Here is an 11768-nt window from a genome sequence, read left to right as displayed (position 1 = left end):
AGCTCAGGGGCGGGTCCCGGCCGTCTTGATGCCGCTGACGAATGTGCCCCAGGCCGCAGGGGCGAAGCTCAACGTCCCGGCAGCAGGGGCCTTGGAGTCGCGTACGTCGACAGCGGTGCCTCGGTCGCGGACCTCGACGCACTGGCCGTTGCTGCCGGAACGGCTCGACGTGCGCCAGACGTTACGCTCCATGCTCGCTCAGCTCCTTGACGAACTTCACCGACTCGGCCGGCGACCTCGCCAGCATCCTCAGATTGTCGTACGCCGCCGACAGCCGCGCCAGGTCGCGGCTCGACTCGAGGAACAGCTCACCGGCCAGGGTCTCGATGTAACCCAGCGGAGGGTCGTCGTGCTCGAAGCTGAGCAGGGCGAAGCCGGAGCTGTCCGCCAGGTGTGCGCCAGCTTCGAAGCGGAGCACCTGGATCGTGACGTTTGGCAGTTGGCTCACCTTCACCAGGTGGTGCAGTTGTTCGCGCAGCACCTCCGGGCCGCCGACCTCGGTCCGCAGGGACGCCTCGGACAGGATGGCGTGCAGTCGCAGCGGGGTCGGCTGCCGGTGCAGCACCTCCTGGCGGGTCATCCGGGCGACGACCCGCTGCTCAACGGTTGCCGGGTCGGTCTCCCGGCCGATGATGTTGACCTCGCGCGCGTACCGTTCGGTCTGAAGTAGACCGGGCACGAGCATCGGCTCGAAGTTCTTGAGTTCGGCGGCCTCGGTCTCGTAAGCGATGTAGGTGGCGTACTTGCCGCCGAGGCGCTGCCACCATCCCTCTTCGCGCAGGTCGCGGGCAAGCTCCAACAGCGACGTGCCGGGTTCTTCGTCGATCCGGATGCCGTAGGTGACAAGCAGTTCCATGACGTCGCCGGCGCGAGGCTTGATCTCGCCGGATTCGATTCGACTGATCCGGGACGTGGAGCAGCGGACGAGCTTCGCGGTCTCCTCACCGGTCAGCCCTTTGGCTTCACGGAGCTTGCGCAGCTCTCGGCCGAGTCGGCGGGATCGCGGCGTCGCGGGCGCGAATCGAGGCATGTCTTGATTCTGCATCCATCCAGTCGGCTCGCCTGCCCCGACTCACGTGCGATCGCAGAAGATCATGGGCTAGTTACTTGCTTAGCATCATGTGATGCGCAACTCTGGTTACCTCAAGCAACGGGATGGATTCAGATCGTGTCCGTTGTGGCGCGTCCCCCGTCGGGATGGGTGCCGCAGGCATCGCTGGGAGGTGAGCGGGCTCGTGGTTGTCGAGCTGGTGATGATGGTGCTCAGCGGGGTGCTGCTGGGGTTCCTGGCCGGGCTGTTCGCGTTTCGGGTGAAGTCGCGGTGGTGTCCGCGCTGCGGGGCGTCCACTCACGCCATGCCGTCGGTGCAGGGGGGCCGGTGAACCGCCCGCACCGGCGTGACCACAACTCCGAACCCATCGGGCGGCGGGTGGCCGAGCTGCGGGCCCGCCGAGGGATGAGCCAGCAGGCGTTCGCCGACCGGCTCGGCAAGTCGAAAAGCTGGGTCGACAAGATCGAACGAGGCGTACGCCGACTCGACCGCTACTCGGTCATCCGGGAGATCGCCGACGTGCTGCGCCTCGACCCGGATCTGCTCCTCGGTCCCCGCCAAACCTCACCCACCGCACCCAGCCTGGACGGGGTCGACGGGGTTCGTGCCGCTCTCGCCCGCTACCACGACCGACCTCAGCGCACCGTCACGGCGCAGCAGGTCAGCTAGCAGGTCGCCCACGCCTGGATGAGCTACCAGCACGCCCGCTACCCGCATCTGCTCGACGCGCTACCCGGCCTGCTCGACGCCACCCACGGCACCCGCAGCCTGCTGGTGTCCACCTACCGGATCACCGCCGCCGTGCTGGTCAAACTCGACCACCCCGACCTCGCCTGGCTCGCCGCCGACCGGGCCGTCACCACCGCCGCCGGTGGTCCCACCCTCACCGCCACCGCCACGATCGCCGTCACCCAAGCCCTGCGTGCCCTCGGCCACCACCACCTCGCGCTGTCCACCGCCCTCACCGCGACGGACACCGCAGACGACCCTGCCGTACGCGCGACCCTGTACCTCCAGGCCGGACTCGCCGCCGCCGGCAGCGGCGACCGCCGTAACGCCCACGACCTGCTCGACCACGCCGCCGTCCTCGCCGACAAACACATCGGCGGCAGCGACCCGCACCACACCGGCTGCGGACGCGCCGCCGTCCAGTCAGCCCGTGCCCTCGCCGCGCATCACCTCGGCGACACCACCGAAGCCATCCACCGGCACGAGCACACCATCCGCAGCGACGGCTGGCGACGCCTACCGCCCGAACACCGCGCCGCTCACCTCATCGACGCCGCCCGCGCCTACCTCGACACCGGCGACCCCACCGAGGCTGGGCAAACCCTGCTGCACGCCGACCGTATCGCCCCCGCCGAAGTCCGCAGTCGCCCGGTCGCCCGTACTCTCCTCGCCCAGGTCATCCAACGCGGACCCGCAGCGGCCGACGTCGCGCGCCTGGCCACCATCGTCGGCCTGACCCGTCAACCCTGACCCCACCACAACGCCCGACATGAACAGCGCGCAAGCGACCGACATCGCGAGCACGAGTAGATCCCCACCCCTGTCAAACACCTTGCCGATCATGAGGTTAGCGGCGGTTTTCGATCTCTAGCGTGCCGCTAACCTCATGATCAACGCATTTCAGGCGGGCCCAGAAGAGGTGCGGGCCCTGACCTTACGGTCAGACCGAGATTCGGCCGGCGCCCGCGCCGCCGGTCACGATCGACTTGACGTTGCTCGGGGTGTCCAGGGTGTACGGGTAGGGGATGCCGGCCACGCTGCCGCCGGTCTGTCCGCTGCCCGAGTTGACGAAGTGGTTGTTGCGGGCCACCAGCGAGCCCGGGCCGGAGCTGCCCTCACCCAGGTGGTACGGGTCGGGAGTGTTCTCGAAGTAGTTGCCCTCGACGAGCACGCCGGCGTTCATCGTGGACGCCACACCGTAGCCGCGCACGTTGCTGTAGTAGTTGTTGTAGACGTGCACCGGGTTGCCGAACCGGACCCGGGGGTGGCGCTGGTTGCTGCCGTCGAACCAGTTGTGGTGGTACGACACCCGCAGCTTGCCGACGTCCTGGCTGGCGTTGTCGTCGCTGTGCCCGAGCAGCATCGACTTGTCGTGGCCGTAGACGCGGTTCCACGACACGGTGATGAAGTCCGAGCCGCGCTTGATGTCGACAGCGCCGTCGTACCCGGCGGTGAAGGTGTTGTGGTCGATCCAGATGTTGGTGGCCGACTGCTCCACGTTTATCGCGTCGTCACCCCAGTTCCGGAAGGTCAGGTTCCGGATGATCACGTTGCGGTCACCGTTGATGGTGAATCCGCAGCCGGCGATCGTGGCACCGGAGTTGCCGAGGATTGTCTTGTTGGAGCGGACCCGCAGCATCCCCGAGCAGTTGATGGTGCCGGAGACCCGGATCACCGCTGCGCTCGTGGAGTTGAGCGCGCTGGTCAGTGCCGAGGCGCTGGTGACGGTGGTGGTTGCGGCGCTGCCGCCGCCCGAGGTGCCGCCGTTCTGGGTGGCCCAGCCGACAAGTCCGGTCTGCGGTGTGGTGGGCGGGTTGGACGTCGGGGGAGTGGTGCCGCCGCCCAGCCGCACCAGTTGCCACCGCTGGTTGGCGCCGTCCAGGTCGGCGTACTGCGAGATCATCGCGCCGTCCGCGGTGGACCATCCCCACAGGTCGAGCGCCTTGTTGCTGTGCCGGTTGACGAACCGGACGTCACCGTTCGCGGCGTCGGCGAGCCGCCAGTGCTGCTTGGTGTCGCTGCTCGCGGTGACCTGGGTGACCTGTACCCCGTCGTTCGAGTTGGGCACCGTGACGACCTTGCCGGAGTGCCGGTTGCGCAGCTGGTAGTAGCCGCTGCCCACGTCGACGAACTGGAACTGCTGGTTGTTGCCGTCGGCCCGGGTGAACTGCCGGATCTCACCGCCGTCGGCGGTGGACCAGTTCCAGAGGTCCATGGCCTTGCCGCTGTGGCGGTTGACGAACACGTAGTAGGCGCTGGTGTCGACGGTCGCCGCAGCGGCCGGGGTGACGATCACCGCGACGGCGGCGGCGGGCAGCGCGACGGCTGTCGCGGCCAGCACCGCCAGCCGTCGCGTCAGGCGAGGCTTGACGTCTGCAAGCACGGTCGTTCTCCTCATCCTCGGTAAATGGGACGGAGCGGGTGACGCGGTGGGCGCACCGCGGGACCGGCGGTCAGGGCCGGCCCGGACCGGTCCGTGACGTGGGCGGCCACGGTGACTACGGGTGGCGTGGCCGTGGCGGTCGCCCGGATGCGTCATCCGGTGCGGTCGGCAGGGGGTGCGCCTCGGCAAGGGAGCTGCCGTGCCCGGCGGCAGCGATGCCGTGGCGGTCGCAGGATGCGCCCTGCCGGTGGATGAACTGGTCGGAATGGCTCCCGTGCCTCGCCCGACGAGCGGGCAAACGCTTTCCCCAGATAATCACAGATCGACGTCGATGTAAATGTCGTACGTTAACATCGCCCCGACCTGCGCAAAAGACGGTGCCCCCGACTCCCCTGAGGGGGAACCGGGGGCACCGGACGTGCGACTCAGCCGGCCTGTTCGGCCAACTGGAGGAACTGGCGCTTCGAGGCGAGCGCCTGCTCGGCCTCCTTGATCCGCCGGGGGTCGCCGGCAGCCTGCGCCCGGGCCAACCGCTCCTCGGCCTCCGCGACCTGCGACCGCATCTGGGCGAGCAGCGGGTTGTCCTCCCGGGTGGTGCGCCGCCAGGCCGAGTCCATCACCTCACGGACCTTCTCGTCGACCGCGCGCAGCCGCCGCTCCAGCCCGGCCGCCGCCTCGCGCGGCACCCGACCGGCCTCGTGCCACTGCGCCTGGATCTCCCGCAGCTTCGCCTGCGCACCCTTCGGGTCGCCGTCGACGTCGAGCGCCTCCGCCTCGGCCAGCAGCGCCTGCTTGCGCTCCAGGTTGGCGCGCTGCTCGTTGTCGCGGGCCGAGAAGACCTCACTACGCCGGCTGAAGAAGGCGTCCTGCGCGGCGCGGAACCGTTCCCAGAGCCGCTGCTCGGCTTCCTTCGACGCGCGCGGCGCGGCCTTCCACTGGGTCATCAGGTCCTTGAGCTGGTTTGCGGTAGCCGCCCAGTCGGTCGATTCGGCGACCTTCTCGGCCTCGGCGACCAGCTCCTCCTTGACCGTCTGCGCCTGCTTGCGCTGCGCGTCCAGGGAGGCGAAGTGGGCACCCCGGCGGCGGGTGAAACCGTCCCGCGCGGCGGCGAACCGCTTCCACAGCTCACCGTCGGTCTTCTTGTCGACCCCCCGGATGGTCTTCCACTCGTCGAGGATCTCCTTGAGTCGGTCCCCGGCGGTCTTCCAGCCGGTCGACTCGGCCGCCAGCTTCTCGGCCTCCTCCACCAGGGCGGTCTTGCGGGCGAGCGCCTCGACGCGGGCGGCCTCCTTCGCCGCCCGGGCCTCACCTGCCTTCTCCTCGGCCACGGTGGCGAGCTTGTCCAGCCGGGTCGCCAGGGCGTCGATGTCGCCGACGACGTGGGCCTCGGCGAGGGAGCCGCGAATCCGCCGGATGGTGGTGAGCGAGTGGTTGGCGTCCGCCGCACCGGACTTGAGCCGTGCCTCGGTCAGGTCCACCTCGGTCACCAGGTCGGCGAAGCGGCGAGCGAAGTGCGCCAGCCCCTCCTCCGGTGCTCCCGCCTGCCAGGATCCGACAACCCGCTCGCCCTCGGCGGTCTTGACGTAAACGGTGCCGTCCGCGTCCACCCGTCCGAAGGCAGTCCAGTCGCTCATGTGCCCATCCTCGTTCTCCCGGCACCAGGGAGCAGTCTCCCGGGCGCCGCCACGGCGCAGCCAAGTTTCTCCGGGCATTGTCACAGGTGCGCCCCGGTCCGCGTCGAGCGCCTATCGCCGACCGTGACCATACGGTGTCCTAGGGCCCGTCTGGGCCATCCGACCGGCGTGCCGCTTTCGCCCGTACGCGTACGTACGAGCGGTCGTCCGTCCGGGCGGTACCCGGCAGGCGGTGATCCGGGGCCGCTAAGTTTGCCTGGTGCCACTGGTCGCCGCCGCCGTCTGCCCCCACCCGCCGCTGCTCGTCCCCGAGATCGCCGGTGCCGCCGCGTCCGAGTTGGACGACCTGCGCGCCGCCTGTGACGCCGCCGTGGCCGGGCTGCTCGACTCGGGCGCGCGCAGCGTCCTGGTGGTCGGCGCCGGCGACCACCGAGCGGACCTCGACTTCCCCTTCCGGGGCAGCTTCGCCAGGTGGGGGCTGCCGCTGGAGGTACGCCTCGGCAACCATCCCGACGGTGTGGTGGGCACCGACCACCTCCCGCTCAGCCTGCTGGTCGGCGTCTGGCTGCTCGGCCGGCGGCCGGCGGCCGGAACCGGCGGCGTGGGCTGGCGGATGAAGACGGTAGGGACCGACGAACCGGTCGGTACCTGCGCCGACCTCGGTGCCCGGCTCGGGTCGAACCAGCCGTGGGCGCTGCTGGTGATGGGGGACGGCTCGGCGTGCCGGGGGGAGAAGGCACCCGGTTACGCCGATCCGCGCGCCGAGGCGTACGACGAGACGGTCGCCCGGGCCCTGGCCGACGCGGACGCCGACGCCCTGCTCGGCCTGGACCCCGTCCTGTCGGCGCAGCTCAAGGTCGCGGGACGGGCACCCTGGCAGGTGCTCGCCGGTGCGGCGCGGGCGGCCGGCGGGCACTGGCGCGGCGAACTGCGCTACCACGCCGCGCCCTACGGGGTGGGCTACCTCGTGGCGAGCTGGAGGCGGCCGTGACTGGCCCGGGCGTCGTGGTCGCGGTGGTCGGACCGACGGCGGCGGGCAAGTCGGCCCTGAGCATCGCGCTCGCGCACGCGCTCGACGGCGAGGTGGTCAACGCCGACTCGATGCAGCTCTACCGGGGCATGGACATCGGTACGGCGAAGCTCACCGTCGCCGAACGCGACGGCGTGCCGCACCACCTGCTCGACATCTGGGAGGTCACCGAGCCGGCCAGCGTCGCGGAGTACCAGCGGCTGGCCCGGGCGGCGGTCGACGACATCCTCGCCCGGGGTCGGGTGCCACTGCTTGTCGGCGGGTCCGGGCTCTACGTCCGGGCGGTGCTTGAGCAGTTCGAGTTCCCCGGCACCGACCCCGCGCTGCGGCAACGTCTGGAAGGTGAGCTGGCCGCGCACGGACCGGCACCGCTGTACGCGCGACTCCGCGAGGCCGACCCGGCAGCGGCGGCCGGCATCCTGCCCGGCAACGGCCGGCGCATCGTGCGCGCGCTGGAGGTGATCGAGCTGACCGGTGGGCCGTTCACCGCGGCGTTGCCCGAGCCGACGCCCTACTACCCGGCGGTGCAGATCGGCGTGGACCTGGACACCGCCCGGCTCGACGAGCGGATCGCGGTCCGGGTCGACCGGATGTGGGCCGACGGGCTGGTCGCGGAAACCCGGGGACTTGTCGAGCGCGGCCTGCCGCAGGGGCGTACCGCGAGCCGGGCGCTCGGCTACCAGCAGGTGCTGCGTTTCCTGGACGGGGAGCTCACCGAGACCGAGGCGCACGACGAGACGGTCCGGGCCACCCGCCGTTTCGTCCGCCGCCAGCGCTCCTGGTTCCGGCGTGATCCGCGGGTGCACTGGTTCGACTCGGCGGACCAGGGCATGGTCGGGGCCGCGGTGCGGATCCTCGGCGAGACTGCGCGATGATGGGGGCGTGGAGTTCACCAAGGGGCACGGCACCGGCAACGACTTCGTGATCCTGCCCGACCCGGACGGCGCGCTCGACCTGACGCCCGAGCTGGTGGCGGCGATCTGCGACAGGCGACGTGGCCTCGGCGGGGACGGCGTGCTGCGGGTGGTCCGCGCCGCGAAGCACGCCGACGGCGCCGCCCTGGCCGGCGAGGCCGAGTGGTTCATGGACTACTGGAACTCCGACGGCTCCTTCGCCGAGATGTGCGGCAACGGCGCCCGGGTCTTCGTCAGGTACCTGCTGGAGACCGGGCTGGCCGTACCGGCCGGCGACGCCCTGCCGGTGGCCACCCGGGCCGGCGTGGTGCGGGCGCGGGTCGAGGGCGACGCCATCGCCGTCGAGATGCGACGCCCCCGACTGTTCGGCGCCTCCGCCGCCGCCCTGGGCGGGCTGGCCCTGCCCGGCACGGCTGTGGACGTCGGCAACCCCCACCTGGTCTGTCAGGTGCCCGCCGGCCTGGACCTGACCGGGCTGGACCTGACCCGGGCCCCCGACGTCGATCCGGCGGTCTTTCCCCGCGGGGTCAACGTCGAGTTCACCACCGTCGGCGCGCCGGTTGCCGGCGTCGACGCACACGTGCTGATGCGCGTCCACGAGCGTGGCTCCGCCGAGACGCTCTCCTGCGGCACCGGCGCCTGCGCCGTCGCGGCGGTGGCCCTGCGCGACGCCGACCGGGAGACCGGCACTGTCGCCGTAGACGTCCCCGGCGGACGCCTGACCGTGACCGTGGACGAGGACTCCTGCTGGCTCTCCGGCCCCGCCGTCCTCGTCGCCACCGGCCAGCTCACCCTCCCACCCCCGCCCCCCTGACCCATGTTGATCATGAGGTTAGCGGCAGTTGTCGATCTTCCGACCGCCGCTAACCTCATGATCAACGCGAGTGGGGGTGGGGCGGGGCGGGGGCGGGGAGGGGCGTCAGGGGGTGGCGGAGGCGGTGGCGGCGATTTCGGGTAGATCGGCCGGGCCGGGGTCGGCGGCGGGGGGTGGGGTGGCGGTCGGGTTCTGCGCGGCGGCGCGTACGGCGGCGGCGACCGCCGGAGCGACTCGGGCGTCGAAGACGCTTGGCACGATGACCGTCGGGTTGATCTTGTCTTCACCCACCACGTCGGCGATGGCCCGGGCGGCGGCGATCGCCATCTCCTCGGTGAACTCCTCGGCGTGCGCGTCGAGCATGCCGCGGAAGACGCCCGGGAAGGCGAGCACGTTGTTGATCTGGTTCGGCTGGTCGGAGCGGCCGGTGGCGACCACCGCGGCGTGCTTGCGCGCCTCCCGAGGGTCGACCTCCGGGTCCGGGTTCGCCAGCGCGAACACGATCGCGTCCTTCGCCATCGTGGCGATGTCGTCGCCGGTGAGCAGGTTCGGGGCGCTCACTCCGATGAACACGTCGGCACCGGCCAGCGCACCGGGCAGGTCACCCGAGTAGCCGTTCCGGTTGGTGTTGTCGGCCAGCCACTGCCAGGCCGGGTTGAGGTCGGCCTGGCCACGGTGCAGGGCGCCCTGCCGGTCGGACGCGATGATGTCGCCGACGCCCTGGCGCAGCAGCAGCTTCATGATCGCGGTGCCCGCCGCGCCGGCCCCGGAGACCACCACCCGTACGTCCGCGAGCTGCTTGCCCACCACGCGCAACGCGTTCGTCAGCGCGGCCAGCACGCAGATGGCGGTGCCGTGCTGATCGTCGTGGAAGACCGGGATGTCAAGCGCCGCGCGCAACCGGGCCTCGATCTCGAAGCAACGCGGCGCGGCGATGTCCTCCAGGTTGATCCCGCCGTACGCGGGCGCGATCGCCTTGACGATGGCGACGATCTCGTCGGTGTCCTGCGTGTCGAGCACCACCGGCCAGGCGTCCACCCCGCCGAAGCGCTTGAACAACGCCGCCTTGCCCTCCATCACCGGCAGCGACGCGGCGGGACCGAGGTTGCCCAGCCCCAGCACGGCCGAGCCGTCGCTGACCACCGCGACCGTGTTCCGCTTGATGGTCAGCCGCCGGGCGTCGGCGGGGTTGTCAGCGATCGCCTGGCAGACCCGGGCCACCCCCGGGGTGTACGCGCGGGAAAGCTCGTCCCGGTTGCGCAGGGCGACCTTCGGACTGACCTCGATCTTGCCGCCGAGGTGAAGTAGGAAGGTGCGGTCGGAAACCTTGCGCACGTCGACGCCGTCGAGTGCGCTCAGCGCCTCGACCACCTGGTCGGCGTGACCGGAGTCGGCGGTGTCGCAGGTCAGGTCGACGATCACGCAGGTCGGGTCGGAGTCCACCACGTCCAGCGCGGTGACGACAGCGCCGGCCTCACCGACCGACGTGGTGAGCCGGCCGATCGAGGAGGCGTCGGCAGGCACGGCGATCCGGATCGTGATCGAGAATCCGGCACTGGGCAGTCTGGTCGTGGCCACGCAGGTCCCTCCGTCGGCGCTGAACGGCTCGTCCGCATTTCTACTCGCCCACCCCGGGCCGCCGGCACCCGCCCCCGTTCCCGCCGCGTCGCAGGTGGGCATATACCAGGTGCAGTGGGCGTTGACACATGTCAGGATTGCTCGGTACGTGCACAGAACGGACAGGAGAGATCGCTTGCGAGACCAGGAGACCTACGTTCCCATCCCCGACGACGAGCTCGACAGCACCACTGGCGAGTACGAGCTCTCCGAACGGCAGGCGCTGCGACGGGTCCCCGGCCTCTCCACCGAGCTGACCGACGTCACCGAGGTCGAATACCGACAGCTCCGGCTGGAGCGGGTGGTTCTCGTCGGCGTCTGGACCGAGGGCACCCAGGTCGACGCGGAGAATTCCCTCACCGAGCTGGCCGCGCTGGCGGAGACCGCCGGCTCCCAGGTGCTCGAAGGGCTCATCCAGCGGCGCAACCGCCCCGACCCGGCGACCTACATCGGTCGCGGCAAGGTCGACGACCTCGGCTCGATGGTGCTCGCCGCGGGTGCCGACACGGTGATCTGCGACGGCGAGCTGTCCCCGTCCCAACTGCGCAACCTGGAACAGCGCACGAAGGTCAAGGTGGTCGACCGCACCGCGCTGATCCTCGACATCTTCGCCCAGCACGCCAAGAGCAAGGAGGGTCGGGCCCAGGTCGAGCTGGCCCAGCTCGAATACCTCCTTCCCCGGCTGCGCGGCTGGGGCGAGACGCTGTCCCGGCAGACAGGTGGGTCGGGCCGTGGCGGCGGTGCCGGCGGTGGCGTCGGCGTGCGTGGTCCCGGTGAGACGAAGCTGGAGACCGACAGGCGGCGCATCCGCCACCGCATCGCCCGGCTCCGCCGGGAGATCAAGGCCATGCGGACGGTACGCGAGACCAAGCGCGCCCGCCGCACCCGCAACGCGGTGCCCGCGGTGGCGATCGCCGGTTACACGAACGCCGGCAAGTCCAGTCTGCTGAACCGCCTGACCGGGGCGGGCGTACTGGTGGAGGACGCGCTGTTCGCCACGCTCGACCCGACCACCCGCCGGTCCACCACGTCCGACGGGCGGGTCTACACCCTCAGCGACACCGTGGGTTTCGTCAGGCACCTGCCGCACCAGATCGTCGAGGCGTTCCGGTCGACGCTGGAGGAGGTCGCCGAGGCGGATCTGGTCGTGCACGTGGTCGACGGTGCCCACCCCGACCCGGAGGAGCAGGTCCGGGCCGTCCGCGAGGTGCTCAGCGAGGTCGGTGCCGACCGGCTGCCCGAGCTGCTGGTGGTCAACAAGATCGACGCGGCCGACGAGGAGACTCTGCTCCGGCTCAAGCGGCTCTGGCCGGAGGCGGTCTTCGTCTCCGCACACCGCGGGCGGGGCATCGACGGCCTGCGCGAGACGATCGAGCGGCGGTTGCCCCGGCCGGCGGTCGAGGTGCGCGTGGTGCTGCCGTACGACCGGGGCGATCTGGTGGCCCGCCTGCACCGGCAGGGCGAGGTGCTCAGCACCGCCCATCTGCCGGAAGGGACGATGCTGCACGTACGGGTCAACGAGGCACTCGCTGCCGAACTGGCCCCGTACGGCGACACGGCGCAGGCGGTCCATACCACCCGGTGATCGCCGGCGGT

Annotated in this window: 12 protein-coding genes; 7 read left to right on the top strand and 5 right to left on the bottom strand. The window is 71.0% G+C overall.

Annotation, left to right across the window (positions count from 1 at the left end):
• Window positions 1–3: 3 nt before the first annotated feature.
• A complete protein-coding gene (locus Van01_RS22560) occupies window positions 4–192 on the bottom strand; it encodes a DUF397 domain-containing protein (protein WP_204011071.1) in 189 nt (62 codons plus the stop codon).
• A complete protein-coding gene (locus Van01_RS22555) occupies window positions 182–1030 on the bottom strand; it encodes a helix-turn-helix domain-containing protein (RefSeq protein WP_204011070.1) in 849 nt (282 codons plus the stop codon). Before Van01_RS22555 ends, Van01_RS22560 begins: the two co-directional genes overlap by 11 nt.
• 193 nt (window positions 1031–1223) lie before the next feature.
• Between Van01_RS22555 and Van01_RS22550 the strand changes: the two genes are divergently transcribed.
• The 3 genes from Van01_RS22550 to Van01_RS22545 are packed head-to-tail and all read left to right on the top strand — an operon-like array spanning window position 1224 to window position 2530.
• Window positions 1224–1382 carry a hypothetical protein gene (locus tag Van01_RS22550; RefSeq protein ID WP_204011162.1) on the top strand — a complete coding sequence of 53 codons (159 nt, stop codon included), beginning with the start codon at window positions 1224–1226 and terminating at the stop codon, window positions 1380–1382.
• A complete protein-coding gene (locus Van01_RS33205; RefSeq protein ID WP_239099230.1) occupies window positions 1379–1720 on the top strand; it encodes a helix-turn-helix domain-containing protein in 342 nt (113 codons plus the stop codon). The genes Van01_RS22550 and Van01_RS33205 overlap by 4 nt, the downstream gene beginning before the upstream one ends.
• Window positions 1721–1738: 18 nt before the next feature.
• The gene (locus Van01_RS22545; RefSeq protein ID WP_239099229.1) at window positions 1739–2530 is read left to right on the top strand and encodes a hypothetical protein; all 792 of its coding nucleotides are present in this window, start codon (window positions 1739–1741) and stop codon (window positions 2528–2530) included.
• A gap of 190 nt (window positions 2531–2720) precedes the next feature.
• On the opposite strand, the gene Van01_RS22540 is transcribed toward Van01_RS22545, so the two are convergent.
• Both Van01_RS22540 and Van01_RS22535 read right to left on the bottom strand, forming a co-directional pair.
• Window positions 2721–4163 (bottom strand): pectate lyase family protein, encoded by a 1443-nt coding sequence (locus Van01_RS22540; RefSeq protein WP_204011068.1) that lies wholly within the window; start codon window positions 4161–4163, stop codon window positions 2721–2723.
• 425 nt (window positions 4164–4588) lie between these two features.
• The gene (locus tag Van01_RS22535; RefSeq protein WP_204011064.1) at window positions 4589–5797 is read right to left on the bottom strand and encodes a DUF349 domain-containing protein; all 1209 of its coding nucleotides are present in this window, start codon (window positions 5795–5797) and stop codon (window positions 4589–4591) included.
• Window positions 5798–6056: 259 nt separating this feature from the next.
• Here Van01_RS22535 and Van01_RS22530 point away from each other — a divergent pair, with 259 nt between their 5' ends.
• The 3 genes from Van01_RS22530 to dapF are packed head-to-tail and all read left to right on the top strand — an operon-like array spanning window position 6057 to window position 8555.
• Window positions 6057–6788, top strand: coding sequence for a class III extradiol ring-cleavage dioxygenase family protein (locus tag Van01_RS22530; protein WP_204011061.1), 732 nt, complete (start codon window positions 6057–6059; stop codon window positions 6786–6788).
• Window positions 6773–7702 (top strand): tRNA (adenosine(37)-N6)-dimethylallyltransferase MiaA, encoded by a 930-nt coding sequence (gene miaA / locus Van01_RS22525; protein WP_373306281.1) that lies wholly within the window; start codon window positions 6773–6775, stop codon window positions 7700–7702. The genes Van01_RS22530 and miaA overlap by 16 nt, the downstream gene beginning before the upstream one ends.
• A 7-nt stretch (window positions 7703–7709) precedes the next feature.
• Complete coding sequence (gene dapF, locus Van01_RS22520; RefSeq protein WP_204011055.1) at window positions 7710–8555, top strand: diaminopimelate epimerase; 846 nt, start codon at window positions 7710–7712, stop codon at window positions 8553–8555.
• Between the two features lie 105 nt (window positions 8556–8660).
• On the opposite strand, the gene Van01_RS22515 is transcribed toward dapF, so the two are convergent.
• Window positions 8661–10133: an NAD-dependent malic enzyme gene (locus Van01_RS22515; RefSeq protein ID WP_204011052.1), complete on the bottom strand. Its 1473-nt coding sequence runs from the start codon at window positions 10131–10133 to the stop codon at window positions 8661–8663.
• A 175-nt stretch (window positions 10134–10308) separates the two neighbouring features.
• Between Van01_RS22515 and hflX the strand changes: the two genes are divergently transcribed.
• Complete coding sequence (gene hflX, locus Van01_RS22510; RefSeq protein ID WP_204011049.1) at window positions 10309–11757, top strand: GTPase HflX; 1449 nt, start codon at window positions 10309–10311, stop codon at window positions 11755–11757.
• Window positions 11758–11768: the final 11 nt, after the last annotated feature.

This window comes from Micromonospora andamanensis (assembly GCF_016863495.1).
GTDB lineage: Bacteria > Actinomycetota > Actinomycetes > Mycobacteriales > Micromonosporaceae > Micromonospora > Micromonospora andamanensis.
The sequence above is the reverse complement of the archived record's forward strand: the minus strand, read 5'-3'. Positions and strand labels throughout refer to the sequence as shown.

What these genes read in the sequence shown, in the direction of transcription:
- Van01_RS22560 (WP_204011071.1), bottom strand. Translation starts at nt 192, where the DNA reads ATGGAGCGTAACGTCTGGCGCACGTCGAGCCGTTCCGGCAGCAACGGC.
- Van01_RS22555 (WP_204011070.1), bottom strand. Translation starts at nt 1,030, where the DNA reads ATGCCTCGATTCGCGCCCGCGACGCCGCGATCCCGCCGACTCGGCCGA.
- Van01_RS22545 (WP_239099229.1), top strand. Translation starts at nt 1,739, where the DNA reads ATGAGCTACCAGCACGCCCGCTACCCGCATCTGCTCGACGCGCTACCC.
- Van01_RS22535 (WP_204011064.1), bottom strand. Translation starts at nt 5,797, where the DNA reads ATGAGCGACTGGACTGCCTTCGGACGGGTGGACGCGGACGGCACCGTT.